This window comes from Ferrovum myxofaciens (assembly GCF_013181415.1).
GTDB classification, from domain to species: Bacteria; Pseudomonadota; Gammaproteobacteria; order Burkholderiales; family Ferrovaceae; genus Ferrovum; species Ferrovum myxofaciens.
This window is the reverse complement of sequence record NZ_CP053676.1, coordinates 1,467,339-1,493,847: the sequence shown is the minus strand read 5'-3', so window position 1 is coordinate 1,493,847 and position 26,509 is coordinate 1,467,339. Positions and strand designations below refer to the sequence as shown.

Here is a 26,509-nt window from a genome sequence, read left to right as displayed (position 1 = left end):
ATTAACGTGTTGAAGTGCGGATTCCCGAGGTCGTGGCCAAAATCAGTACATCCGCCGGGCGGCGTGCAAAGAGGCCGCACATCACGACTCCGGTGAGGGCAGACAGCCGTGTTTCCATTTCCACAGGATCGAGGATCTGCAGATTGTGAATGTCCAGGATGATATTGCCATTATCGGTGGTAAATCCCTCGCGCAGGATCGGCTGTCCGCCCAGACGGACCACTTCGCGCGCCACATAACTGCGTGCCATGGGAATCACTTCAAGGGGGAGAGGAAATTTGCCCAGAAGTGCTACCTGTTTCTTCTCATCCGCAATACAGACGAATTTTCTGGCGACGGCGGCCACGATTTTTTCCCGCGTGAGCGCACCCCCTCCGCCTTTGATCATGGCCAGACCTGCAGTGATTTCGTCAGCTCCGTCCACATAGACGGGGAGATCGTTGACGCTGTTGAGGTCGAAAACCTGAATGCCGGCTGCCTTGAGGCGTGCTGTGGATGCTTCTGAACTGGAGACAGCCCCTGCGATGCGATGCTTGCGTGCAGCCAAGGCCTCGATGAAGAAATTGACGGTGGAACCGGTGCCCACACCGATGACCGCATCGTCGGGAAGGTGGTCGAGGGCGGCCTGGGCAGCCGCTTTCTTGAGTTCGTCCTGATTCATGAATACTCCCTGAAAACCCCCAGCATAACTGCAACTTGTGACAGACTCAACCGTGTTTCTCCATTTTATTCCCGGTTAGAGTGGGGGAGTGCCGTAAAGTTTGTTAATCTTCGGGTATTGAGTGAGGAAAATTTCATGACGGATCGTTATCTGGAACGCATCCTGCGCGCCAGTCGAGTGTATGACGTGGCCACGGAAAGCCCTTTGCAGCGTTTGCCGCGTCTCTCCGCCCGGTTGGGCAATGTGCTTTGGCTCAAGCGCGAAGATCTGCAGCCAGTGTTTTCCTTCAAATTGCGTGGGGCCTACAACAAGATGGCCAGTCTTGCGCCGGAGATATTGGCGCGGGGAGTAATTGCCGCCAGTGCCGGAAATCATGCCCAGGGCGTGGCTCTGGCTGCGCAGCGCATGGGCGTGCGCGCCCTCATCGTCATGCCCGTCACTGCACCGCGGATCAAGGTGGAAGCGGTGCAGGCCCTGGGAGGCGAGGTGGTACTGGAAGGGGTATCTTACTCGGAGGCTTACGAACACGCACTGACTCTGGTGGAAAAGGAAGGACTAACTTTTGTGCATCCCTATGATGACCCCGAGGTCATTGCCGGACAGGGTACCATCGGACAGGAAATCCTGCGCCAGCATTCAGCGCCACTGGAGGCGATTTTTGTCCCCATTGGAGGAGGAGGGTTGATTGCGGGGGTGGCAACTCTGGTCAAGCAACTGCGTCCCGAGATTCGTATCATCGGAGTACAACCCCAGGATTCCGATGCCATGCGTCAGTCTTTGGCGGCAGGGCGACGGGTAATGCTGGATCAGGTAGGATTATTTGCCGATGGGGTGGCGGTTCGCCAGGTGGGACAGGAAACTTTTCGTTTGTGCCAGAAATATGTGGATGAAGTGGTGACAGTGAATACGGATGCACTTTGTGCCGCAGTCAAGGATGTCTTTGACGATACCCGCGCTGTACTTGAACCAGCGGGAGCCTTGGCAGTGGCTGGACTCAAGCAGGTTGTACAACGGGCGGGATGGCAGGGCAAATCCGTGGTGGCCATTGCCAGTGGTGCCAATCTTAATTTTGATCGGCTACGTTTTGTGGCGGAACGGGCCGAGTTGGGTGAACAACGGGAAGCCTTGTTTGCTGCCACTATTCCCGAACGTCCCGGTAGTTTTCGCCAGTTCTGCACTCTGTTGGGATCAAGGGCGGTGACGGAATTCAACTATCGCTATGCGGATCATCAGCAGGCCCATGTATTTGTGGGGGTTTCTTTGGCTCAGCCCGATGAGTTGCCGGAATTGCTGAATCGTTTGCAAGCCCAGGGTATTCGCACCCTTGACCTGACTCATAACGAAATGGCCAAACTTCATATTCGTCATTTGGTGGGTGGTCATGCCCCCCAGGCCGAGCATGAAATACTGTACCGCTTCGAGTTTCCCGAACGTCCCGGCGCCTTGGCCTGCTTTCTTGACCGCCTGAGTGCTCACTGGAATATCAGTCTCTTTCACTACCGTAATCATGGTGCCGACTACGGGAGGGTATTGGTGGGGTTGCAGGTTCCTCCCTCGGATCAGGAAGCTTTTCAGAACTTCCTGAATATCCTGGGTTACCCTTGGGTGGATGAAACCCGTAATTCTGCGTATCAACTGTTTTTGGGAGGCGGCGCGTGAATTGGGATGGGGCTGGAAAGTGCGGCGGGATGGGACCGTATTTTTGGGCGGGAGTTTTTCTTTTGGTTTGCCCTGGGTTGGGGTGGGCAGCGGAAGAAGGGGCGGTATCGGTGGACCGGATTTTTCGTGAGTTGGGACCGGAAGGACAGAGTACCATCCGGATCCTGACCACCGCCGCCACCTGCCCAACGCTCGTGGTGGATGGACAGCCCCGTCTCATGGATTTGCGTGTCGGCCCCCGTTTGGAGCCCCGTGACGATCATCCGGGATCGATCTTCCCCGAGCGCGTTTGCGAGGTCACCCACATACCGGCGGCAGCCTCCGTGCAGTGGCAGGGGCGGATTTTACCCGCACTGAATCATTCTCCGCGCAAGATCGTGGTATTGGGGGATACGGGGTGTCGGATCAAATGGCCCGGTTTTTACCAGTCTTGCAATGACCCTCTTCAATGGCCGCTGGCTCAGGTGGCGCACAGTGCGGCGGCGGAACATCCTGATCTGGTATTGCACGTGGGCGACTATGCCTATCGCGAAAGTCCCTGTTTGGCCAGTGGCTGTGCCGGGACGCCCCATGGTTATGGGGAAGATGTGTGGCAGGCCGATTTTTTCGAACCCATGGCTCCCTTGCTGGAAGCCGCCCCTTGGGTGGTGGTGCGGGGCAATCATGAGTCCTGTGCCCGGGCGGGACAAGGATGGTTTCGTTATCTTGACCCTTTTCCCTATGATCCCCTTCATTCCTGTTCTGTGTCAGGCGGAACCAAGGAAGCACCGGATCCTCCCTATGGGGTTTTGTTGGGGGATGGATTGCAGTGGGTCGTGATGGACTCCACCGCCGTTTCGGAAAAGAAACCACGCCCAGGCAATGCTGCAGTGGAAACCTACTTCCGTCAATTTGCTCAGGTTGCCCGATTGACGGCACGTTCAACCCAGAACTGGCTCACGCTTCACCATCCGGTTCTGGGGTATGGTTACTTGCCTTTGGTGGGGTACGAACCGGCTAATTATCAACTCAGTGAGGCTTTGGCCGAACATCATTATCCCGACTGGACCCCCCCTGGGGTTCAATTGGTGGTGCAGGGGCATATTCATACCTTTGAATTATCCCGGTTCGAGGGAATCTCAACCCTTGGTTTGATTGCCGGTTTCGGTGGATCCATGCTTGAACCCCCTTTCCCGGGTTGGGTGCCTGGCCACAACGAAGTGGCACCGGGGGTGCGGGTGGCACAGTCCTACAACGACCAGCATTATGGCTATTTGCTCATGGAACGGACGGAGGGGGGGCAATGGCGTCTGACAGAAAAGAATGTACAGGGTCAGACACGCCGCCTTTGTTTATTGACGCTGAACCAGACTCCCGTCGGCTTTCATTGTGACGAGGTATTGACTGCGGAAAAGTCCTCTGAACTGCCGGATTCCGTCGGGGTGGCGGATTACCTGCTGCTGGGCGAGGTGCATGACAATCAGGCCGGGCATGCACTGCGTCAGCATTGGCTGGAATCTCTGGCCAAGCGCGGGGGTTTCGTTCTGGCCATGGAACAGTTGGATCGTGCGCGCCAAGCCGCACTCACGGAGGCCGACGACAGAGTTCAGGGGCCCGTGGTCCAGAGTGATCCGGCACTGCGTTCTGTGGCAGAAGCCGGAGGATTTGACTTCAAGGGCTGGCACTGGGATTTTTATGCCCCTGCCCTGGCTCTGGCGGTAAATCAACACTGGCCGCTGGGAGCGACCAACCTGGATCGTCAGTCCCTGATGAAACTCATGACAGGCAAGGATCCTCTGCCTTCCGGACCATTGCACTGGAGTGCCCACCAGCAGGAAATTTTAACCGCTGAAATACGTGAAGGACATTGCCACTTGTTGCCGGAAACTCTGTTACCCGGCATGGTGGCTGCGCAACTGGCCCGTGATCGCAGCATGGCCGAAAGCCTGGTGGCCTGGCACCATCAAACGGGCAAGCCCGTGATCTTGCTGGCGGGGAACGGGCATCTGCGCAAGGATACGGCGGTTCCGCAGTGGTTGCAGCAACTGGATCCGGGTGCACGGGTGGTGAGCGTGGCGGTACTGGAACCCGAACAGATGCACGACCCCAAACTGGTAGGCGTATACGATGATACTTTCGAGGTCCCCTTGCAGCCCCGTGTGGACCCCTGTGTGGCGCTACGAGAACGCCTCAGTGGGAAACTATCCCCCCCGTCAAACCAAAAAGTTCCTTGATGTCGAGGATCAACACGATTTCTCCATCGCTGGACATGGTTACACCCGCCACTCCGTTGGGGCGGAAGGTATCGAGAGATTTGATGACGACATCATCGTGACCATCAAATCCATCCACCGACAGAATGAAACTTTGATTATCCACCTGCATCAGAACACCTGTATGGGCCTGGTTTGATTCTTCCCAATGGAGGAGTTGAGCCAGGGACACCATGGGCAGGATTTCTCCCCGCACGACCAAGGTGCTCTTTCCACCTACATGCTGGATTTGGTTGTGTTCAAGGGCAATGATTTCGCGTACCAGAGACAACGGTACGGCAAAAGACTGGGTACCGATGCGTACCATGAGAACGGGCAGAATGGCCAGGGTCAGTGGTAGAGAAATGGTCAGTTCCGATCCCTTGCCTACCTCAGAACGAATGGTGACATTGCCATTCAATTTCTTGATGTTGGTTTTGACCACATCCATCCCCACTCCTCGTCCGGAAACACTGGAGATCTGATCTTTAGTGGAGAATCCAGGCAGGAATATGAGTTCCAGGCACTGAGTTTCATCCAGACTGCTGGCGACTTCCGGGCTGATCAGGCCCTTGGAAATGGCCTTGGCGCGAATGGTTTCGGGGTCCATACCCTTGCCATCATCAGCGATGACGATATTGATGTGGTCGCCAATCTGACGTGCTTGCAGGTGGATGAGACTTTTGGCGGGTTTGCCTGAACTGGTGCGTTCAGTGGGTAATTCCACGCCATGATCCACCGCATTACGAATCAAGTGAACCAGTGGATCATTCAAGTCTTCGATCATGGTTTTGTCAATTTCTGTTTCTTCCCCGACTAAAACCAATTCCACTTCCTTGTTCAACTGCCGTGCCAGATCCCGCGCCAAACGGGGAAATTTTTTGAACAAGCGGCCGATGGGTTGCATGCGTGTTTTCATGACCGAATTTTGCAAACTGACCACCAGCATATCCAACTGATTGACGGCTTCATCAAGTGCGCGCAGGGTGTTGGGATCCTGTTTACCCAATAGAATATCGGAGCGCAGTTGATTTAAACGGTTTTTGGTCAGACCGATTTCTCCGGATAAATTGAGTACTTGATCCAGGCGTTCCGTATCGACCCGGATGGTGTTTTCCTTGACGTTCTCTGCCTCCCTTCGTCCACTGGGGCTGGCACTGGTGAGGGAGTCGGTGGCGCGTCGTCCGTAACTTTTGATTTCCTGAGGAGCATCGAGGGGCGGGTCGATGTTCGGAGTAGGAAGAACGTTTACGGTGGGTTTGTCCTGAGCCGGGTGAACCATGGGTGAGGACGGTTCCGGGGAAGTTCCGGAGGCAGTCAGAGCCGCAAACAAGGCATTCCAGTCTGGGCCGGGGGGTGGGGCTGCGGATGGGGCGGCAGGTGGTGGTGAGGCCTTCGCTAAATTTTTCCCTTCCAGAATGGCTTCCAGCGCCTGGGTGATGGAAAGCGGTGCTGAGGACGGCTGGGTATTTTGAGAGAGTGCGCCAAACATGTGACGCACTTCGCTGGTGGCGGACAGGATGGCATCCATGATGCTGGCATCAAGGGTTAGTTGATCGTTACGCAGGCGATCGAAAAGGTTTTCCGTCAGGTGGCACAGCGTGACCAACTCCGTGGCATTGAGAAAACCTGCACCCCCCTTGATGGTATGAAATCCTCGGAAGATATCGTTAAGCAAACCGTGGTTGTTAGGGGACCGTTCAAGCATCAGGAGTTTGCTGTCCACATCGTCCAGCAGTTCTGAAGATTCCTGAAGAAAATCTTGCAGCAGTTCTTCCATTCCGGAAAAGTCGCTCATGATGTCAAAATCCCAGGCTTTCCAACAATTCGTCTACCTGATCCTGACTCGTGACCACGTCACTGCGTCCGGATGTCGTTCCCACAACAGGGCCATTGAGTAATCCTTCATCTACACGGGACATGGCAGGGGCATTCTCCACCAGTAGGGCGATGAGTTGTTTTTCCATGTTTTGAGTGACTTCCAGGGTTTTTTTGATGACCTGACCCGTCAAGTCCTGAAAGTCCTGAGCCATGACGATTTCCATGAGAAAGGTTTGGATTGCCTTGGTTTGTTTTGGAATTTCAAAGAGTTGGGCATGGGTTCGGGTGACCAGAGCCTTGAATTGTTCCACCGATACCTTACCCTCGAAAAGTGACTGCCATTCATTGGCCAATTGGTTGCAATCCAACTGTATTTTCTCTACGATGGGTTGGGCAGCATCTGTGGCATTGAGCACTCGTTCTGCCGCCTGTTGGGTCATGGCAGCCACATAGCCGAGACGATCGCGCGCATCGGGAATGGATGAAGCCACGGTTTCCAAACTTTTATCCAATCCCAATTCGCGCAAACTGTCATGGAGCGTCCGGGTCAACTGACCGATTTCATTGAACACTTTTTCGGTATTGTCACAGGTAGGGCAACCGTTCTCATCTTCTTTGGTTTCCCTATTCATGCCGTTTTGGGCAGCGACGATGCTGTCGAAAAGGGATTCCAGGTCATCGTTGTCTTGGATGCTCATGGCATTCTCACTTCTTCATGTTCTGAAAGATTTTCTTCAACTTTTCATCCATTGTGGCCGCGGTGAAAGGCTTGACGATATAGCCACTGGCACCTGCCTGGGCAGCTTCTATGATATTTTCCTTTTTGGCTTCAGCCGTGACCATGAGTACAGGCAGATGTTTGAGGGAAGGATCCTTGCGGATGGCACGCAACAATTCGATCCCTGTCATATTGGGCATATTCCAGTCCGACACCACAAATTCGATATCTCCGGCGCGCAACTTGTTGAGGGCATCTACCCCATCTTCTGCCTCGATCACATTTGTAAAGCCCAATTCTTTCAAAAGATTGCGAACGATTCGTCGCATGGTGGAAAAATCGTCCACCACCAGAAATTTCAGGTTGGCATCAACCACGCTTATTCTCCATCATTCAACTCAGCAAGGGACGCAAGGTTTCCGACAGCATGGCCGTGTCAAACTTTGCAACGTAATAGTCTACTCCGACCCGGCTTCCCATGGCTCGATTGGCTTGTGACGAAAGCGATGAATGCATGACGACGGGGATTTCGTCAAAGCGTTTGTCCGCTTTCACATGTTGCGTCAACACATACCCGTCCATTTCAGGCATTTCCGCATCCACCAGAATCACCTGGATCTGATTGCGCAAGGGGTATTTCCCATGGGAAGCACTGTCCGCCAAGCCACATAAGCGCTCCCACGCTTCCCGTCCGTTATTGGCACGCAAATGTTTGACTCCCATTTTATCCAGCAATTCCGCTATTGTCTTGCGTGCAACAGATGAATCATCCGCAAAAAAGACGCACTTTTCATGGCCACTTTCTATTTTAGGGACATTTCCCACTACATTTTCCCCAAAAGCAGAGGCCAGTACCTGTTCCACGTCCACGATGGAGATCAGTTCTCCCGTGGGGAGTTCGGTAATGGCATTGATGAGGTTGTCGCCGCTGCCGGAGAAATCATTTTCTGGTGCGCGGACGGTACTCCAGTCGACGCGGATGATGCGGTCCACGTTGGCGACCAAAAACCCCAGCGTGTGACGACTGTATTCGGTGACCAGCATGGTGCTACGCTCGTGCGCACGAGCATTTTCCAACTTCATGAAACTGACCAGATCCAGAACGGGGATGATATGTCCGCGCAGACTGACGATGCCGGAAACGCCTGCGGGCATGTTGGGCGTACGGGTGACCTTCATGGCGTGGGTGACTTCGCGCACCTTGAACACATTGATGCCGAACTTTTCTTCCGTACCCAGAGAAAACAGCAGGATCTCCATTTTATTGGATCCTGCCAGATTGGTCCGCGCATCTACGGTATCCAGTAGTTCATCCCCCAGCGGAGAAAATGTTTGGGGCTGATTCTGAAAAGTCATGGGGCCTCCGCGCCTTTCAGCAGGCGAGTCAGGGTGCTCGCCAAACGATTGGGTTCAAATTTTGAAATATATTCGTCCACTCCCACGGTTTTGCCCAGTTGCTGGTTGGAACTGCCGGACAAGGAGGAATGCATGAGGACCGGGATGCCTGTGAAGCGCTTGTCTTCCTTGATCTTGCGTGTCAGCATGTAGCCATCCATTTCGGGCATTTCCACATCGGTCAGGATGAGGTGAAGCAAATCCTTCAGAGGCGTGTGGGAACTTTCTGCCTGGTCAGCCATGTGGCGCAACTCGTCCCAGGCCTGACGACCATTGACTGCCGAGATGCCCTTTACTCCCATGGCTTCCAGGGTACGGGCAATCTGTTTGCGGGCAACGGAGGAATCATCGGCATAGAACACACGATGATTGTTCAAACCGAGGGGTTGTACATTGCGGTAGATGGATTCGTCTTCACCCAACTGTGCGGTTTCAGCCAGTACCCGTTCCACATCCAGCATCATGACCAGTCGTCCGTCTGGCAGTTCTGTGACGGCGGTGACCAGACCCCCCAATGGGGTATTCACCATTTCCGGGGGAACCCGCATGGCCGACCAGTCGAGACGCAGAATGGTATCCACCGATTCCACCAGAAACCCTTGGGTATGGCCATTGTATTCCGTGATGATCATGATGTCCGGAATGGTTTCGAGCGGAATGCCGATGTACTTGGCCAAGCCGATGACGGGGATCAGCCGGCCACGCAAACTGACCATTCCTTCCACTGTCTCGGGCATTTCCGGGGCGCGGGTGATGGGTGGGGTACGCAGTACCTCGCGTACCTTGAAGACATTGATGCCATAAGTTTCGCGGCGTTCGGTTCGGGGGTTGATCCCCAACGTGAACATCAGAATTTCCAGCTTATTGTTTCCCGCCAACTTGGTTCGGGCATCGATTTTGGAAAGTAGTTCAGACATGGATCATCCTTGGTTCACTGTCTTTGAGCAGGGTTGTGCCTCATGATAAGGGATAACGACTTCTTTGCAGAAAACTTTAATCAGCGTGCCGGGCTGACAGGAATGGAGGGGGCCGGCACCGCCGGAGAAGGGGGAACGACTGGCGGTGCCGGAGGAACGCCATTTTCCACCTGGATGACTCCTCCGTCATGGCGTGCCGTATCCTCCGCCCGTTTGTTCATGACGATGATGCTGATGCGCCGATTGGTCGGGTCGTCGGGATCGTCTTTATTCAGCAAGACGGCCGATGCCAGTCCGACGACACGCAGGACCTTGTCGGGATCCATGCCTCCCGCAATCAGTTCACGGCGGGATGCGTTGGCCCGGTCGGCAGAGAGATCCCAATTGTTGTATCCGCCCTTGGCTCCCTTCATGTCCACCGAATAGGGACGCGCGTCCGTATGACCGGACAAACTGATGAAATTGGGGACATCATTGAGACTTTTACCGATTTCCCGGAGGATATCGCGGGTGTAAGATTCCAGTTGGGCGCTCCCCACACGGAACATGGGGCGGTTCTGGCGGTCCACGATTTGAATGCGTAATCCCTCGCTGGTGATGTCCAGAAGGATCTGGTTCTTGAATTTCTCCAGATTGGGATTGTGGGCGATGACCCCTTCGATTCTGGTCTTCAATTCCTTGAGTTTGGCCAGTTCCTCGGCTTGTTCCTTGCGTTTGAAGTCAGCATCGGTGGCTTTGAGAGTGATGATTTTTTTCGTGGAGGGATGGTCGCCTCGCTTGACCTGTCCTTCACTCCGGGTCAGGTCTTTCCCTCCGCCCGTCACGATGCTGGAACTGTCCCCGCTGCTTGAGCCTCCGGCAAGGGCAACTTTCAGGGGAGTTTTGAAGTAATCCTGGATCCCCTGCAAATCTCCCTTGGTGGTGGAACCCAGTAACCACATCAGAAGGAAGAACGCCATCATGGCCGTTACAAAATCCGCATAGGCGATTTTCCAGGCTCCCCCATGGTGGCCTCCTCCCGCAACCTTCTTGACGCGTTTGACAACAATGGGGCGTTTATCTTCGGCGGTCATCGACCCGGTTCCTCAGGATCAGCGTTTCTGTTTGACGTGGGTTTCCAACTCGGTAAAACCCGGACGCTCGGGAGAATTGAGTACTTTGCGTCCGAATTCCACCGCCATGGCGGGGGCATAACCGTTGAGACTGGCCAGCAAGGTCACCTTGATGGTTTGAAACATCTTGGTGGATTCTTCGGCCTTTTGTTCCAGTAGGCCCCCCAGAGGTCCCACAAACCCATAGGCCAGCAGGATCCCCAGAAAGGTTCCCACCAGTGCATGTGCAATGAGCATGCCCAACTCGGCAGGAGGGGCTCCCACGGATTCCATGGTATGCACCACGCCCATCACGGCGGCCACGATCCCGAAAGCGGGTAATCCATCACCAAGCTTGGAGATGACGTGGGCAGGTACCAGCGCCTCATGGTGATGGGTTTCGATTTCCACATCCATCAAATTTTCGATCTCCATGGCATTCAGGTTTCCGCTGACCATGATGCGCAGATAATCTGTAGTGAATTCAATCACGTGGTGATCGCCCAGGATTTTCGGATACTTGGAAAACAGGGCGCTTTGCTCGGGGTTTTCCACATCACCCTCCACGGCCATCAGTCCTTCCTTGCGGATTTTTCCCAGGATCTCATAGAGCAGGGCCATCAACTCCATGTAGGTTTCTTTGCTGTATTTTGCCCCTTTGAATACGGAGGGAAGGGCTTTGGACGTGGCTTTGACCGCCTTTCCCGTATTGCCCACAAAAAACGCACCGAGGGCGCCTCCCCCGATCATGAGCAATTCAATGGGTTGGAAGAGGGCACCCAAATGCCCTCCGCCTAGGGCAAAACCTCCGAACACGGCACCCAGAACGACGACATAGCCGATGATGACAAACATGGAAAGGCTCCAGATACGTTATAAATTCTTGGAGGGTTACAAGGCGCCATTCAACCATGAATTGAGCGCGAGCGCATCCTGTCTGCGGGATTTTCCACTAATTTTTTTGAACTTTACAGGGAAGGTTCGGAAAAAACTGGTTTTGGGAGGAGTTTTTTGGTTTTCCCTGCGCGGGAAGGAGGGGCGCAGATGCCGCAGACAAAATCAGCGGTCAGATCGTGGGTATGGACCACGAACTCCCCGTTGCAACGAATGCAGGGAGCCGTTGTCAACATGCCGGCAGCGCAGAAACGGAGCAGAAACCAGGCGCGGGTGATGCTGAGAACGTTTTCTTCCTTGCTGATGACATTTTGCTCGAGATAGAGCCGATAACTCTTGATGAGCAATTCAAGAGAGGGGAGTTCGATATTCTTTTCGAGGTAGCGGTAAATTCCAAGAAACAGGGAGGCGTGGATATTCGGCTGCCAGGTGATGAACCAATCGGTGGAATAGGGCAGCATGCCCTTGGAAGGAGAGTGTCCGGCAACTTCCCGATACAGTCGTAACAGCCGCTCGCGGCTCAGATGGGTTTCTTCTTGCAGCAACTGAAGGCGAGCGCCCAACTCGATCAATTCGATGGCCCATTGTACTTCCTGGGCTTCGGCAACGATGCTGCGCGGAGCGGTCAAGAGATCAAAAGGCCAGTTGTTCAGCCGGTTGGCCGGCCATAAGGATGGCTGCATGGGGCAGAGCCATGAGACGGTCTTTGGTGTGGTCGGTGATCATATTGAGGAGCAGGTTCTCATCGAAACGCAAGCGACACACCAGCATATTCGAAGCAGCCATTTTAATCAACTGGGCAGGCGTCAAACTGGCGATCAAATCCGCCATTTCTGCGTTGATTCCCAACCGGAAGAGCGCAGCAGCCATATCCTGGTTGATCATATTCTGGGCCAGCATCAAATAGGAAAGGTTGGTGTCCTTGATTTCTTCATGTAATTGGGTAGGGTTCATGGAACTTCTCCTTAGGTTGGGGTGCACCGGTGACCACAGGTCACGATGGGACCCATTGTGCCGAGCGCGAAAAGGAGAATAAATCAGCAATTTGATGAATTTGCCGTAGGAATAAAACCTATGGGCGACAAAAACGCCCGCTTTGCTGTCGGGAGCAAAAAAGCGGGTAAAATAAAAAATCAAATATTTTCAACGGATTGCGATGTTCTGCATCGTCTATGAATAGGTTATCGGCAGGCTTTTGGAAAACTTTAGGGTTTTTTTGAAAAAAAATAAAAATTTTTTTCAAGAGGGAAAGTGTCTCGCTTTTGCACCGTCTGGAGAAATGACAGGGTAAATCCCCGGTTGTTCCTGCCTTTGAGAGTAACTTCCCCTCTGGATAATGGTGCGTTGAATAGGCCCTTCTAATTTCAGAGAGTTTCCATGGACAGCGAGAGCGACCTCGAAAAAACCGAACAACCTTCGCAACGACGCCTCGATCAGGCGCGGGAGGAAGGTCAGGTTGCCCGTTCCCGCGAACTGTCCACTTTCATGGCGTTGTTGGCAGGAGGGGGGGGGTTGTGGTTCATGGGCGAACACATGCGTCAATCCTTGCTGAAGTTGGTACGCCAGGGTTTGAGTTTCGATGCGGGGGTGGCCACGGATCCCGTTCGCATGATGGAGCGGTTTTCACGGTTGTCACTGGAAACCGTGGAAGTGTTTTTGCCCTTTTTGGGTTTGCTTCTGATCACGGCAATTTTCTCTCCCCTGCTGCTGAATGGATGGTTGTTCAGTTTCAAACCGTTGCAACCAAACTTTTCCCGCCTGGACCCTCTGGCTGGTATTGGGCGCATGTTTTCTGCCCAGGGGGGAGTGGAATTGGTTAAAAGCATTGCCAAGGCAGTGGTGGTGGGTGGGGCAGGGATCTGGGCTGTGTGGCACTATCTGGACCAGACCCTGATGCTTCCCGCGTTATCCATTCCTTCCGCTACCCTTCAGATGGGGACCTTGGTGGGCCAATCCTTTTTGGCCATGTTGGCAGGAATGATGCTGGTGGCAGCGGTGGATGTGCCCTTTCAATTGTGGGAGCACAATCGTAAACTTCGTATGACCAAGGAAGAGATTCGACAAGAGTCCAAGGAAACCGAAGGGGATCCCCAGATCAAGAGCAAGATCCGGAATCTGCAACGTGAAAGGGCCCGTCGGCGCATGATGAGCCAGATCCCGAGTGCGGATGTGGTGGTGACCAATCCTACCCACTATGCGGTGGCTCTGCGCTATCAGGAGGGCGTCATGCGTGCGCCCATCGTGGTGGCAAAAGGGGTTCATCTGGTGGCGGAACGCATACGTGCGGCGGCTGCCACGCATCGCATCCCTGTGGTGGAGGCACCTGCGTTGGCACGAGCCTTGTATGCCCATACCGAGATGGAGCACCCCGTTCCTGAAGCGCTCTATCTTGCAGTTGCCGAGATACTGGCCTATGCCTACCAGTTACAACGGCAGCGCAAGGAAGGGGGAGAGGTTCCTCCCCCTCCTCAGAATCTTCCGGTTCCCGTGGAACTTGATCCTGAAAGCCGAGTGAGTCCCTCATGAATAATGCATTGATGACGGTTCAGGGGTTGTTTAAAGGCGCGGGCAGCAAGGGATTGGCAGGTCCCGTCCTCATCATCCTGGTATTGAGCATGATGGTGTTGCCCTTGCCCGCATTTTTGCTGGATATCTTTTTTACCTTCAACATCGCTGTTTCGATCATGGTGTTGCTGGTCAGCATGAATACGCTGAAACCTCTGGAATTTTCTGCTTTTCCGACGGTGTTGCTGATGACCACCCTGCTGCGCCTGTCCCTGAATGTGGCCTCCACACGGATTGTTTTGCTGGAGGGGCATACCGGGCCTGATGCTGCAGGGAAGGTCATCGAGTCCTTTGGGCACTTTTTGGTGGGGGGGAATTTTGCGGTGGGGATTGTGGTTTTTCTGATCCTGGTGGTGATCAACTTTGTCGTGATCACCAAGGGAGCCGGCCGAATCGCAGAAGTGGGTGCCCGTTTCACCCTGGATGCCATGCCCGGCAAACAAATGGCCATCGACGCCGATCTCAATGCGGGATTGATCGGCGAGGAAGAAGCCCGTAAGCGTCGCCTTACCATTTCCCAGGAAGCAGATTTTTATGGGTCCATGGATGGGGCCAGCAAGTTTGTGCGTGGGGATGCTGTGGCGGGTATCATGATTTTGCTCATCAATATCATTGGAGGGTTCATTGTCGGGGTCCTGCAGCATAATCTGGATGTGGCCACAGCTGCCAAGAACTATACCTTACTGACCATTGGCGATGGACTGGTGGCGCAGATCCCCTCGCTGGTGATATCCACTGCAGCCGGTGTGGTGGTCAGCCGCGTATCCACCGATGAAAACATCGGTCAGCAACTGATGGGGCAGGTCTTCACCCAGCCTCTGGTCCTCATGCTGACCGGACTTATCGTGGGAGCCCTGGGGTTGGTGCCGGGCATGCCGCACTTTGCTTTTCTGCTTTTTGCTGCCATTCTGGGCGGGTGGGGCACCACGCTGTGGAAACGCCAGCGTCTTGAGGCGGTACAGGCTGCCTTGCCGCCGGCTCCGACTCCGGTTTCCCTGGAGGCACCGGAAGCCACCTGGGAGGATGTGACCCCCATCGATGTATTGGGTCTGGAAGTTGGTTACCGTTTGATTTCCTTGGTGGATAAGGAACGGGATGGAGATCTGTTACGGCGGATCAAGGGGTTGCGGCGCAAGTTTGCTCAGGAAGTGGGGTTTTTGCCCCCCGCCATTCATATTCGCGATAACCTGGAATTACGCCCCAATGCCTATCGGATTACCCTGAAAGGTGCTGAAATCGGAAGTGGAGAAGCATTGCCAGGGCAATTCCTGGCCATCAACCCCGGGCAGGTTACGGGGACATTGCAGGGAACGCCCACCCAGGACCCTGCCTTCGGGTTGCCTGCCATCTGGGTGGAAGCAGCCCTCAAGGATCACGCTCAAGCGCTGGGTTACACGGTGGTGGATGTCAGTACGGTGGTGGCCACTCATCTGAGCCACCTCATTCACCTTCAGGCGGCTTCCCTGTTAGGGATACAGGAATTGCACCAGTTGCTGGAACATGTGGCCAAGTCGGCTCCCAAATTGACCGAGGAGTTGATTCCCAAGGTCCTTTCCCATGCCGTATTGCAAAAAGTTCTTCAGAATCTGCTGGATGAAGGAGTGCCCATTCGCGATATGCGCAGCATCCTGGAAACACTTTCTAAATATGTGCCTATGTCCCAAGACCCCATTTACCTCACGGCTCAGGTGAGAGTGGCTCTGGGCCCGGCAATCATTCAACAACTCTACCCCGCCTCTCAGGAATTACAGGTGATTGCCATGGACAAGGAACTGGAACATCTCCTGGCTCAGGCCATGCAAGCCGGGGGGTTACAGCAAGCCATCGAACCGGGTCTGGCGGATACGCTGTTACGGGAGACGCGACTGGCGGCGGAACGCCAGGAAATGATGGGATTTCCGACGGTTCTGTTGGTGCCGGGGCAATTGCGTGATTTGTTGGCGCGCTTTCTCAAGCGGACTTTACCCCAATTGAAAGTGGTTGCTCAGGATGAAGTACCAGGGTTTAGAACCGTGAAAGTGACATCTTTGGTAGGAGGACGAGTATGAATGCACAAACAAGAACCATCAGGGCTCTGACCGCACGGGATGCGTTACGTCAGGTACGGGTGGAAATGGGAGAGGATGCCGTCATTCTGTCCAACCGACGGGTGGGCGATCATGTGGAAATCGTGGCCGCCGCGCCCGCTGCCCTTGCCCAATTGGAGCAAGGAGGAAAAAATGAAGAAAAAGAGAATGTCTCTCAATTGGTGAAGGAGATTCGGCGGTTGCAATCGGATTTACAGGGCAAACTGGTTTCCATGGCAACGCCCACTGTTCACGCCACCAAAAAAGGCAAGATTCAGCGCAGCATGGTGCGGATGGGGTTCAGTTCGGCTTTGACCGAGCAAATTCTCGACCAGATGCCTGAACAGGCCGGACTGAGTTGGGTGACGCAGGTATTGGAGCGAAATTTACGCTCCTTGCGCGGCGATGAGGTGATCGTGGGGGGGGGTGGGGTTTTTGCCTTGGTGGGCCCGACGGGGGTGGGAAAGACCACCACCATCGCCAAATTGGCGGCTCGGGCCGTGGTCCGTTACGGGGCAAATCGGGTGGGTCTCGTGACCACGGACAGTTATCGCGTGGGGGCCCATGAACAATTGCGCGTCTACGGACGCATTCTTGGGGTTCCGGTGCATACGGTCAAGGATGGGGCGGATCTCAAAACGACGTTGAATGGATTGCGTGACAAACATCTGGTACTGGTGGATACCATGGGCATGGGGCAGCGGGATGGTCGTGTTCAGGAACAGAACGATCAACTGGATACCTTGGGCGTGCGACGCTTGTTGTTACTCAATGCAACCTGTAACCTGCATACTCTGGAAGATGTGGTTCGGGTCTACCGTACGCCCAATGTGCTGGGGTGTATCCCCACCAAACTGGATGAAGCATTGGCCATGGGAGGGGTACTGGATGTGGCGATTCGCCATCGCCTGCCGCTGTGCTATGTTGCCAATGGACAGCGGGTTCCGGAAGACCTGCGCGAGGCGAATCTCATGGCCCTTTTGCAGGCAACCTTCAATAGCCTTGAAATGGTGGGATATAACATTACGTTACCCTTGGAATTTTCCCTGGAGAATGGGGGCATGAGCCATGCCTGACCTCGGAGCGCGCGACCAGGCCAGCGGACTGCGCCGCCTGATTTCACCTCTGCACTGTCGAATTCTCACTGTCCTGGGCAGTCGTCCGGGGGCGGGCGCTTCTTTGGTGGTGGCAGGATTGGCGTGTATTGGCGACCACGCTTCGTCCATGTTGGTGCTGGATGAACATCTGGGACCCCGTCATTTGGGTCGGATCCTTAACCTCCGCTTGCGCTACGATGCACGACAGGTTTTGGCGGGGCATCTCGACTGGGTTCGAGCCCTGGTGTCGATTGGTCCGCAGGTGGATTATCTCAACTTGGGGCGGGTCAAGGCAACGCCTGCAGCCGCGCCCTGGTCGGGGTTGGTTGCCTTGGCACACCAGCGTACCCATGTGCTGGTGGACGGTGCCTCACTGGAACTGGCCCAACGAATCCGGGGACCTCACGAAAACATCCGCGCTTCTGTTCTATGGGTGGTGGATGAAGCTGATTCATGGTCGGCCTGTCAAAAACACCTGGGGCAATTATTGCGTCATTCGCCCACGGCGGTGGGGGGAGTCATCAACCGGGCGACGAATGGGGACCGAGTGCTCGAATGGCAAGGACGCTGTCGCGCTTTGGTTCAGTCCGCCGGACTGGAATATCGTGATTTTGGTTTCCTGCCCCTTGCCCAAAGACCCACTCATGACACACAATGGCGTTTTAACACGATGGGAGGGTTGCCCTCGGTATCCCTGTCCCAATCCTTGATGCGTCTCAGGACTCAGATATTGTCCTGGAACCCGGCGGTGCGAATCCAGAACACCGCTCAAGGGAATGAAAGTGACGGATTTTCATGGGGGGAGAGGTACACGCGGGTGGCCTGGAGAGGGAGGTGAGGATGTACACATCCGCAGGTCTGGAAGACAAGGAAGATTGTCTGAAAACCTTTGCGCCTCTGGTCAAGCGGATTGCCCACCATCTGATGACCCGGTTGCCTGGAAGCGTGGAGGTGGATGACCTGATTCAGGCGGGAATGATGGGTCTGCTGGAAGCTTCGACACGTTACGACGAATTGCGTGGTGCGCAGTTCGAGACCTATGCCGGACAACGGATTCGGGGGGCCATGCTGGACGAGTTGCGCCAGTCGGACTGGATGCCGCGTAATTTGCGGCGTGATACCAAACGTGTGGAACAGGCCATCAGCCGCCTTCAGCAACGGCAAGGCAAGACTCCCAGTGAATCCGAGGTGGCCCGTGAACTGGAGATGAGTCTGATCGAATATCAGGCATTGTTGTTTGAAGCGCGGGGCGCGCAGTTACTGTACTACGAAGATTTTCGCGAACAGGACGGGGAAGAATCTTTCTTCGATCGCCATGAGTTTGGACATGATCTCGAACCCATGGCTTTACTGGGGAATCAACGTTTTCAGATGGCTCTGGTGGAGGCCATCGAAGAATTGCCGGAACGTGAACGGTTGATGATGGGGTTGCATTACGAACAGGAGATGAACTTGAAGGAAATTGGCGAAGTGCTGGGGGTCAGTGAATCGCGCGTCAGTCAGATTCATACCCAGGCAGTAACACGTCTGCGCAGCCGTCTCAAGAGCCATCACTGAGCATGGATATTCTGAGTGTTTTCGGGCTTATTTTCGGGGTGATGGCGGTGCTGGTCGGCCAATCCCTGGAGGGGGGGGCCCTGTCCAGCCTGTTTCAGTTGACTGCGTTTGTGATCGTGATGGGCGGGACGCTGGGGGCAATTCTTCTGCAAACCCCCTGGAATGTTTTTTCTCTGGGGATGCGGATGCTGCCTTGGGTTTGGTGGAAACCCCTGTTTCATACGGTAGAACTGCACAGCCAGGTGGTGGAATGGAGCAAAATTGCGCGGCGAGATGGGTTGTTGGCGCTGGAACCCCATGTGGCGCGGCAAACCGACCCACTGATCAGCAAGGGGTTGCAGATGGTGGTGGATGGGTTGGATGCGCGGCATATCCGTGCGGCCCTGCAGGTGGATATTCAGGGGTACGAACGCCTGAGTTGGCCCGCTGCGCGGATGTGGGAACAGGCAGCCGGTTATGCGCCCACCATCGGCATGCTGGGCGCAGTGTTAGGGTTGGTGCAAGTCATGGAACGGTTGGGGGACCCTGCCCAGTTGGGTTCAGGGATTGCGGTGGCCTTTGTCTCCACGATCTACGGGGTGGGCTTTGCCAACCTGCTTTTTTTCCCCGTGGCCAATAAACTGAAATTTCTGGTTCAGCAGCAAATCGCCACCTACGAAATGGTGGTGGATGGTTTGTTGTTGATTTCGAGCGGAGAGAATCCACATTTTGTCCAAGGTAAACTCGAGGGATATCTATCCTGATTTGGCGCGACATTCCCGTCGCGCCGAACGGGATCATAGCGATCACCGCTGGCTGGTGTCCTATTCGGATTTCATTACGTTGCTTTTTGCCTTCTTTGTGGTGATGTACGCCATTTCTGCGGTGAACGAGTCGAAATATGCGCGTTTCCACAGTGCCATCAATTCGGCATTCAAGGAAAGTGTTCGCCAAGGGTCATCCGGGGGGTTGGTCATTGAGCAGGACTCGGTGATCAAGTCATTGATCGATGAACGGAATTCAAGATTTGTCGAACTTCAGCGCCGCCAGCAGGACAGTATCCGCGCCATGCTTCATCAACTGGATAGCGTGCTGGCACCCTTGGTAAAACAAGGTATGGTGCGGGTTCTGCAAACCGGACGGGGCATTGTCATCGACTTGAATGCGCAAGTGCTGTTTCAGGAAGGGGATGCGGATCTGCAGGCCAATGCCTACCCCCCTCTGGACGAGGTGGCCAAGGTATTGAATACCACGGGGCTGGCGGTGGAGGTCAAGGGACATACGGATAACATTCCCATCAGTATCGCCCGTTATCCTTCCAATTGGGAACTGTCCACTGCCCGTGCCAGCGGGGTCGTGCGTTTTTTCATCAATGATGGCGTGGTCAGTCAGCGTTTGACTGCCGCAGGGGATGCAGAGAACGATCCCCTTGTGCCCAATGATTCTCCAGAGGATCGGGCCCGCAATCGTCGTGTCACCGTCACTGTCTTGACACCTACGCTCAAACCCGTGGAACAGAGCAACTATTGGGAAAAGTGATCAACCTGAAGCCAGTGGCCGCCCCGATCCCGGGGTGGGCGCCAGAGTTTGGCCGTCTGGGCCGTAAAGTGTGGCTTTCTGGGCGGCTTGCTGAAGAATTTTCAGGGCTTGCTGGTTGTGACGCAGGCGAATCTGAATCAATTCCCCATTGGTTCGATTGGTTGTTTCGGCTTTTTGGGTTTGGGTCAGGAGGTCGTTCAAGCGATCTGAACTGTGACCCACAGGCGGGTTCCCCAACTCACGGCGATAGGTGGTCAGGTCGATCAACCTTTGGGCAAGCCGGCTTTTCTTTTCGGCAAGGGGAATGAGCGGAAGGGTTTCCCCGGACATCAACAATCCCTGTTCTTCGTCCAAAAGTACCTGAAATTGTGTCAGTGCTGAAATTTCTTCATCCAGAGCCGCTTCCCAAACCGAGATGGAAGAACTTGACATCAATGCCTCAGTGTCCGCTTGCTTGAATCAAACTCTTGACCGAAGCAATGAGGCCCGAGGCCACGGCGTGGGCGTTAACCTGAAAGCGTCCTTCACTGATGGCCTGGCGTACCGCTGCGACTTTGCTGAGGTCGACGCTGGAGGTTGCGGCAATGGTTGCCTTCAATTGAGTGGCGGTTCCGCCGATATGAACGGTGGTCCCGGATGCCGCTCCTGAAGCGGCGGTGCTTGCTTCACCGGTTGTACGCGCTCCCTGCGCTGATGAGGAAGACGGGGCTGAAGCAGAAGAGGTTCGACCTGAACCGCCCTGGATCGGGGTGGGGGGGGCAGATTTGACGGGTTTGTCTATTTTCACGGGAGTCTCCCAATAAGACTGTTCATGGCTGGGTTATCGGCAACCCAGAGCAAAACTTTAGGCGAATTCTGATGCCCGAACCAGCTTTTTATGGATTCTACACAACTTTTCAACGGATTGAGCGGAAAAACTGCTTCATTTCGCCCCTTCGGAGTGGACTGGCAAGTTGCATACTACAGTGATGCAGAGGATTGGGTTTTCAGAAGCGAGAAGGGAGCGGCATGAGTGTCATTGCGGTATTCAATCAGAAGGGAGGAGTAGGAAAAACCACGACTTGCCTCAACCTGGCGGCTGCCTGGGTGCGCGATGGAGCGAATCCGTTGTTGCTCGATCTCGATCCTCAAGGCCACCTCAGTTTGGCCAGTGGGGTGGTGACTTCACCGGGAGCAGGGATGGCTGCGTTTTTCCAACACCAAACGCCCCTCCTGCATTTGCTCGAAAGGACGCGCTCAGGCTGGGACTTGATTCCTGCTTCCCCGGATCTTTCCAAGATCGATGCGCTCAGGGGGGGGGACCCCAAGGCAGCCGCGCTCTTGAGTAAAGGCATGAATGCCGTGGTGCGTGAACGTTCACCCATTCTGATGGATTGTTGTCCCAATCTGGGGGTGTTGACCTTGAATGCGTTGCTGGCAGCGGATTACGTCCTGATCCCGGTGGCCGCCGACTATTTGTCACTGCAGGGAGTCTTTCGGCTTTCTACCGCTCTGGACGTGCTGGAAAAACGTCTCAAACGGATCTACCCGCGACGAATCGTGGTAACCCGATTCAATCCGCGCCGCAAGTTGGCATTTGAGGTGGATCGCCAGTTGCGTGAACGCTACGGAGAGACTGTCTGTAAAACCAGAATTGCGGAAAACGTCGCATTGGCCACCAGTCCTTCCGTCAGTCAGGATGTGTTTCGTTATGCCCCGCATAGTGGGGGAGCGGCAGATTATGCTGCGTTGGCAAAAGAATTGTCAGAGGCGGGGTTTTTACAGGTGGGTCGAAAGTAAGCAAGAAAAATAAAGGGGGATGATCATGAGCATGGCACTTCAGCGGCATTGGCTTCAGGATGAAGCGTCACCAGACCTGGAAGAGGGGTTGGCGACCATACGAGCAGCCCGATCTCAAGTGGAGGCAGAAACCCATGCTTTTCTGGAAGAACAGGCCAAACTGCGTGCAGAAGCCGTTTTGCGGGCGGTTCCCGTGGATCAGTTGGTACAGTCGCGCAACGAGGATTTGAAGCGACTGGAAGGAGAACGACAGCAGGCAGAACGACGGGCCATCGAAGCCATCGAAGGACGAATGGAAATTGCCCTGCGTGCCATCGAGGCCGATAATGCACGGATTTTAGAAGAAGAACGGGCCACGATTTTGGCCACGGAGCGTTTGCGCGCAGCACGGGAGGCCATGAGCATGGCGCGGGCGAGACAGGAGGAGGAATCTGTCCTGATGCTTCAGATTCGGGCGCGCCAGAAACAGGAGCAGAGTGCTCTGGAAGAAACGGAACAACGCATCGAAGCAGAACAGGAACTTCTGAACCGGGCCAGGGAGAAGCAAACCCTGGAAGCACGGTTGCACACCACCATCACGGCTGAGATCAACGAGGTTCAATGGGCCCAACGGGTGCTGGGAATGGAAACGAGGCTGCGTCAGGTGCAACGCAGAAACCGTATCCTTTGGGTCACCTCGGGAATCGTGGGCCTCATCGGGGTTCTCGGGTACGGGCAATTCTGCGGAGGAAATGTTTATGTTGGATTCAAAACCCTTTTCGGGCTGCACTGAGCAGGAGTACAATCCCTCTTTGCTGCCAAAAACGTGTCCCCCCCAAGAATACATCATGGCCTCCGAACCCACCCCCGCCGAATTGGCGGGTAAAACCCTGAAAGCCCTGGTGGCGCGAAAACTGTCCCCCACTCCGGAGAATTACGCCCGTCTTTACGCTGAAATCAGCGGCAAAGAAATCTTCCGGCCCGTTGTGCCTCCCTCCGGCCCTGTTGCGGAACCCGCAGAGGTACGTCCTTCTCTGGCCTGGGGCGGATTGATTCGTGAATTGTTACGACAAATCGATTTGCCCCATAAGGGAATGACCCTTTCCCGCAAGAAAGAAGGGGTAAATACCGTATTAGCGCGCTTCGGCAATGATTCTGAACTTCTCTATGAAAAACTGCAGGGGCTGATGCGCTCCTGGGGGAGCGGGGTGGTTTCTTCAGGGGAAGCCCCCGAATCCATCGAAAACAACCCCCCTGTTTCCCCGGTTGTGTCCAGTGGTCCGGTGCAGCCTGTGGCGAGTGGCATGGATACGGCCATTGATCCGGTGGTCATGGCGCATTTGCGTGATTTGTTGGCTCAGACGCTGGAAAGCAATAAATTGCTTCAACCCGAATTGGGCGAAGAAATCAATATTCTGGTGACGCAGATCAGGGCGGCGGTTAATGGGGATCAGGTCACGGATGTCGCCAAGAAATTGCGCCATTTCTGGGTCAAAATGGAATTGCGGGGGGGGGACAAGGTCAAGATCCAGGAAGGCCTGCTCAGTCTCTTGCGACTGCTGGTGGAAAATGTCGGGGAATTGGTGGCAGACGACAAGTGGTTGCACGGACAAATTTCCATCTTGCGCGATATCATGGAACAACCCCTCGACAAACGCAGTATTGCCGATGCGGAAAAGAATTTGCGCGAGGCCCTGGTGAAACAGAGTTCTCTCAAGCAGAGTCTGGCGGATGCCAAGGATACCCTCAAGAGCCTGATGACCAGTTTTATCGATCGCATGGGGGAAATGACCGAAAGCACAGGGGATTATCAGGCCAAGATCGAGGGTTATAATCTCAAGATCGGACTGGCCGACAACCTCACCGAATTGGGGCATATTCTGGAAGACCTGATGCAGGATACCCGCGTCATCCAGGCCAGTACCCTGCGTTCCCACGAAGAACTGATGGTGGCGCGCCGTCAGGCGGTGGAAGCCCAGGAAAAAATTCGTCTGCTGGAGCAGGAACTGGAACAGGTCAGTGAACTGGTGCGCGAAGATCAGTTGACCGGTGCGCTCAACCGCCGGGGGATGGAGGACGTACTGCAGCGGGAGATTACCCGTTCCAACCGCACGCAATCGCCGCTTTGCATCAGTTTGCTGGATATTGATAATTTCAAACTTTTCAACGATCTTCTGGGTCATAAGGCCGGAGATCTGGCGCTGATGCATGTGTCCGAAACCATCAAGACCGCGCTGCGTCCCACGGATGCGGTGGCTCGTTATGGGGGAGAGGAGTTTCTGGTGGTCCTTCCAGCCACCCATATCAATGAAGCGACGGATATCCTGCAACGTCTGCAACGTTTGCTGGCCCAGAAGTTGTTTGTCTACGACGGGGAAGAAATCATCATCACCTTCAGTGCCGGCGTGGCCATACGGGGTCTGAATGAAGCCGCCGAAGAAGTCATTGGGCGCGCTGATCAGGCCATGTATCAGGCCAAGGCTGCCGGCAAGAATCGTGTGATCAAGGCAGAAGCATGAAATCTTCCTAAAGTTTCTCCGGGGTTGTCCGATAACTGGATCAAAGGACCAGTCATTCCGACCGGTCACCGAGTCAGGAGCAAGGCAGTCAGGCCTGCGCCAGGATCAACCAATAAGGAGCTTTATCATGGCTATCTACCTCAATACCAACATCACCTCGATGATGGCGCAGCAAAACCTGAGCAACTCCCAGACCCAAATGGCCACTGCCATTCAGCAACTGTCCTCCGGTTTGTCCATCAACAGTGCCAAGGACAATGCCGCTGGCTACGCCATTGCTACCGTCATGGGCAGCCAGTTGGGCGGGTATGCCCAGGCCACCCGTAACGCCAATGATGCCATCTCTCTGGCTCAGACCGCCAGTGGCGCCATGCAGTCCATCATCAACAACCTGCAGACCATGCGCAGTCTGGCCGTGCAATCCTCTAACGCCACCTACTCCAATGCCAACCGTGCCTCCATGAACGCCGAAGTCCAGCAACTCTCGGCGGAAATCCAGCGCGTGGCCCTGTCCACAAAATTCAACGGGGTGAGCCTGCTCAACGGCACTTTCACCGCTCAGAACTTTCAGGTGGGGGCCAACAACACCGCCAATTCCGTCATTCAGTTGTCCGGTATCTCCAGTATGGAGACTTCCCAACTGGGCAGTGCGGGATCCAGTTTTCAAGCCACTGTCACCGGAACGGCAACCACCGGTGCTTTGACTGCGGGTGCGCTTACGCTCAACGGGATTCAGGTCGGTGCTTCGGTGGCCGGGGCGGCGCCTGGACAAACCGCTGACAGCGCTTATTCTATCGCCAATGCCATCAATGCAGTCTCCGCCAATTCCGGGGTGACTGCCACGGCCAATGCCACCACTGTCACGGGTGCGGCTGCGACGGCGTTCGGTGGGGTGGCTGCCAATTCCTTCAGTATCAATGGGGTGAATGTGGGCGCAGTCGCCGCAGGAGGGAATGCGGCGGGTGAAGGGGCAAATGCAGCAGCGGCTATCAATCTGGTTTCAGCGCAGACTGGAGTGACTGCCACAGCAAACGCCACCACCGGAGCGGTGACTTTGACGGCGGCGGATGGACGCGATATCGCCTTGGCACAAAATGGAACTTATGCGACTTTGGCGGCGGATACGGGCCTGAGCGCGGGCACTACCAATGGCACGGTGACCCTGACCAGCACCAGTTCCAGTGGAATCGTCCTCAGCGGAGGTGCCCCAGCCCTTGCCGGGTTTACTGCCGGGACGACAGCCGCCGCCACCACTTCCTCCGTCAACAGTATCGCGGCCATGAATGTCAGTACCCAGACCAGCGCGCAGCAGGCCATCACCACCATCGATGGGGCGATCAATACGGTTCTGAGTGCTCAGGGGTTGCTGGGAGCCATCCAGAACCGGTTGACCTCGGTGGTGAGCAACCTGGCCAGCAGCACGCAAAATCTGACGGCGGCTCAAAGCCAGATCCAGAGTACGGACTTTGCTGCAGTGACGGCGACCTTGACCCGTACCCAGATTCTGCAACAAGCGGGTACGGCCATGCTGGCGCAAGCCAATGCCATGCCCAATGCGGTACTGACCCTGTTGAAGTAAGCGGGGCGACACGGTAGGATGAAAGTCGGACAGGGGAAACCTTCTCGGTCCGACTTTTCGTCCTCCTTATAGAGTGAGGTTCAATCATGGTTATCCAAGCGGTCAATTCAACAGGAATATCCGTGGGTGCGAGCGCGGTTCCTGCTGTTTCGGAGAATTCATCCCCTGTCACGGCAGGGGCGGCTGCAGTGATCAGCATACCTGCGACTCCAAACCGGACAGCGAATTCTGCGCAGGTGAACGGGGCTGTTCAAACCCTCAATCAATCGTCCTTTCTCAACCGTGGTTTGACCTTCAGTGTGGATAAAACCACCCATGAACCGGTGGTCAAGGTGGTGGAAGCCAAAACAGGTGCAGTAATTGCCCAAATCCCTTCCCGCCAGGCGATGGCCATTGCTCAGGCTATCGATGCCCTGCCCCAGAAAGGGACATTGTTGAACCAGAAGGCCTGACCTCGGGGAGG

General features: G+C 55.0%; 27 protein-coding genes. 15 read left to right on the top strand and 12 right to left on the bottom strand.

Annotated elements, in window-relative coordinates:
* Position 1: 1 nt before the first annotated feature.
* A complete protein-coding gene (rpiA, locus tag HO274_RS07290; protein WP_273118166.1) occupies positions 2–661 on the bottom strand; it encodes a ribose-5-phosphate isomerase RpiA in 660 nt (219 codons plus the stop codon).
* On the opposite strand from rpiA, the gene ilvA reads away from it, so the two are divergent.
* Positions 611–2,320 carry a threonine ammonia-lyase, biosynthetic gene (gene ilvA, locus HO274_RS07285; protein WP_273118164.1) on the top strand — a complete coding sequence of 570 codons (1,710 nt, stop codon included), beginning with the start codon at positions 611–613 and terminating at the stop codon, positions 2,318–2,320. The two genes, rpiA and ilvA, sit on opposite strands and share 51 nt — an antisense overlap.
* 29 nt (positions 2,321–2,349) lie before the next feature.
* The gene (locus HO274_RS07280; protein WP_273118161.1) at positions 2,350–4,533 is read left to right on the top strand and encodes a ChaN family lipoprotein; all 2,184 of its coding nucleotides are present in this window, start codon (positions 2,350–2,352) and stop codon (positions 4,531–4,533) included.
* On the opposite strand, the gene HO274_RS07275 is transcribed toward HO274_RS07280, so the two are convergent.
* From HO274_RS07275 to flhD, 9 genes are all read right to left on the bottom strand, one after another.
* Entirely contained in the window at positions 4,490–6,349 is a 1,860-nt protein-coding gene (locus HO274_RS07275; RefSeq protein ID WP_273118158.1) for a chemotaxis protein CheA, read from the bottom strand. The genes HO274_RS07280 and HO274_RS07275 overlap by 44 nt on opposite strands.
* A 4-nt stretch (positions 6,350–6,353) precedes the next feature.
* Positions 6,354–7,070, bottom strand: coding sequence for a protein phosphatase CheZ (gene cheZ, locus HO274_RS07270; RefSeq protein WP_273118155.1), 717 nt, complete (start codon positions 7,068–7,070; stop codon positions 6,354–6,356).
* 7 nt (positions 7,071–7,077) lie between these two features.
* Positions 7,078–7,467, bottom strand: coding sequence for a chemotaxis response regulator CheY (gene cheY / locus HO274_RS07265; protein WP_031595864.1), 390 nt, complete (start codon positions 7,465–7,467; stop codon positions 7,078–7,080).
* A 16-nt stretch (positions 7,468–7,483) separates the two neighbouring features.
* The gene (locus tag HO274_RS07260) at positions 7,484–8,446 is read right to left on the bottom strand and encodes a chemotaxis protein (protein WP_051861924.1); all 963 of its coding nucleotides are present in this window, start codon (positions 8,444–8,446) and stop codon (positions 7,484–7,486) included.
* Positions 8,443–9,402, bottom strand: coding sequence for a chemotaxis protein (locus HO274_RS07255; RefSeq protein ID WP_031595862.1), 960 nt, complete (start codon positions 9,400–9,402; stop codon positions 8,443–8,445). Before HO274_RS07255 ends, HO274_RS07260 begins: the two co-directional genes overlap by 4 nt.
* Before the next feature lie 80 nt (positions 9,403–9,482).
* Positions 9,483–10,475: a flagellar motor protein MotB gene (motB, locus tag HO274_RS07250; RefSeq protein WP_273118149.1), complete on the bottom strand. Its 993-nt coding sequence runs from the start codon at positions 10,473–10,475 to the stop codon at positions 9,483–9,485.
* A gap of 18 nt (positions 10,476–10,493) precedes the next feature.
* Positions 10,494–11,348: a flagellar motor stator protein MotA gene (motA, locus tag HO274_RS07245; protein ID WP_273118146.1), complete on the bottom strand. Its 855-nt coding sequence runs from the start codon at positions 11,346–11,348 to the stop codon at positions 10,494–10,496.
* Positions 11,349–11,461: 113 nt separating this feature from the next.
* On the bottom strand, positions 11,462–12,070 hold the full coding sequence (gene flhC / locus HO274_RS07240) for a flagellar transcriptional regulator FlhC (RefSeq protein ID WP_273118143.1): 609 nt from the start codon (positions 12,068–12,070) through the stop codon (positions 11,462–11,464).
* The gene (flhD, locus tag HO274_RS07235) at positions 12,021–12,341 is read right to left on the bottom strand and encodes a flagellar transcriptional regulator FlhD (protein ID WP_273118140.1); all 321 of its coding nucleotides are present in this window, start codon (positions 12,339–12,341) and stop codon (positions 12,021–12,023) included. Before flhD ends, flhC begins: the two co-directional genes overlap by 50 nt.
* Positions 12,342–12,386: 45 nt before the next feature.
* On the opposite strand from flhD, the gene HO274_RS07230 reads away from it, so the two are divergent.
* The 8 genes from HO274_RS07230 to HO274_RS07195 all read left to right on the top strand — a co-directional run bounded on the left by HO274_RS07230 (position 12,387) and on the right by HO274_RS07195 (position 20,190).
* Positions 12,387–12,563, top strand: a complete 177-nt coding sequence (locus HO274_RS07230) for a hypothetical protein (protein ID WP_273118137.1) — start codon at positions 12,387–12,389, stop codon at positions 12,561–12,563.
* Positions 12,564–12,764: 201 nt separating this feature from the next.
* Positions 12,765–13,913: a flagellar biosynthesis protein FlhB gene (flhB, locus tag HO274_RS07225; RefSeq protein ID WP_031595855.1), complete on the top strand. Its 1,149-nt coding sequence runs from the start codon at positions 12,765–12,767 to the stop codon at positions 13,911–13,913.
* Positions 13,910–16,000 carry a flagellar biosynthesis protein FlhA gene (gene flhA, locus HO274_RS07220; protein WP_031595852.1) on the top strand — a complete coding sequence of 697 codons (2,091 nt, stop codon included), beginning with the start codon at positions 13,910–13,912 and terminating at the stop codon, positions 15,998–16,000. The genes flhB and flhA overlap by 4 nt, the downstream gene beginning before the upstream one ends.
* A complete protein-coding gene (flhF, locus tag HO274_RS07215) occupies positions 15,997–17,094 on the top strand; it encodes a flagellar biosynthesis GTPase FlhF (RefSeq protein WP_273118133.1) in 1,098 nt (365 codons plus the stop codon). Before flhA ends, flhF begins: the two co-directional genes overlap by 4 nt.
* The gene (locus HO274_RS07210; protein WP_273118128.1) at positions 17,087–17,953 is read left to right on the top strand and encodes a hypothetical protein; all 867 of its coding nucleotides are present in this window, start codon (positions 17,087–17,089) and stop codon (positions 17,951–17,953) included. Before flhF ends, HO274_RS07210 begins: the two co-directional genes overlap by 8 nt.
* 2 nt (positions 17,954–17,955) lie before the next feature.
* Positions 17,956–18,672 (top strand): RNA polymerase sigma factor FliA, encoded by a 717-nt coding sequence (locus HO274_RS07205; protein WP_031595846.1) that lies wholly within the window; start codon positions 17,956–17,958, stop codon positions 18,670–18,672.
* A gap of 2 nt (positions 18,673–18,674) precedes the next feature.
* Positions 18,675–19,415 carry a flagellar motor protein gene (locus tag HO274_RS07200; RefSeq protein WP_273118124.1) on the top strand — a complete coding sequence of 247 codons (741 nt, stop codon included), beginning with the start codon at positions 18,675–18,677 and terminating at the stop codon, positions 19,413–19,415.
* 1 nt (position 19,416) lies between these two features.
* A complete protein-coding gene (locus HO274_RS07195) occupies positions 19,417–20,190 on the top strand; it encodes a flagellar motor protein MotB (RefSeq protein ID WP_273118120.1) in 774 nt (257 codons plus the stop codon).
* Here the strand turns inward: HO274_RS07195 and HO274_RS07190 are convergent, their stop codons facing one another.
* Entirely contained in the window at positions 20,191–20,622 is a 432-nt protein-coding gene (locus tag HO274_RS07190) for a flagella synthesis protein FlgN (RefSeq protein ID WP_062187931.1), read from the bottom strand. It abuts the gene before it with no gap.
* A 7-nt stretch (positions 20,623–20,629) separates the two neighbouring features.
* Positions 20,630–20,977 (bottom strand): flagellar biosynthesis anti-sigma factor FlgM, encoded by a 348-nt coding sequence (gene flgM, locus HO274_RS07185; RefSeq protein ID WP_035417028.1) that lies wholly within the window; start codon positions 20,975–20,977, stop codon positions 20,630–20,632.
* 221 nt (positions 20,978–21,198) lie between these two features.
* Between flgM and HO274_RS07180 the strand changes: the two genes are divergently transcribed.
* The 5 genes from HO274_RS07180 to HO274_RS07160 all read left to right on the top strand — a co-directional run bounded on the left by HO274_RS07180 (position 21,199) and on the right by HO274_RS07160 (position 26,498).
* Positions 21,199–21,969: a ParA family protein gene (locus tag HO274_RS07180; protein WP_273118112.1), complete on the top strand. Its 771-nt coding sequence runs from the start codon at positions 21,199–21,201 to the stop codon at positions 21,967–21,969.
* Between the two features lie 25 nt (positions 21,970–21,994).
* Positions 21,995–22,741 carry a coiled-coil domain-containing protein gene (locus tag HO274_RS07175; RefSeq protein WP_273118110.1) on the top strand — a complete coding sequence of 249 codons (747 nt, stop codon included), beginning with the start codon at positions 21,995–21,997 and terminating at the stop codon, positions 22,739–22,741.
* Positions 22,742–22,796: 55 nt separating this feature from the next.
* The gene (locus tag HO274_RS07170) at positions 22,797–24,467 is read left to right on the top strand and encodes a GGDEF domain-containing protein (RefSeq protein ID WP_273118107.1); all 1,671 of its coding nucleotides are present in this window, start codon (positions 22,797–22,799) and stop codon (positions 24,465–24,467) included.
* 127 nt (positions 24,468–24,594) lie between these two features.
* On the top strand, positions 24,595–26,046 hold the full coding sequence (locus tag HO274_RS07165) for a flagellin N-terminal helical domain-containing protein (protein ID WP_273118104.1): 1,452 nt from the start codon (positions 24,595–24,597) through the stop codon (positions 26,044–26,046).
* Positions 26,047–26,132: 86 nt separating this feature from the next.
* Positions 26,133–26,498, top strand: coding sequence for a flagellar protein FlaG (locus HO274_RS07160; protein ID WP_273118102.1), 366 nt, complete (start codon positions 26,133–26,135; stop codon positions 26,496–26,498).
* Positions 26,499–26,509 lie beyond the last annotated feature (11 nt).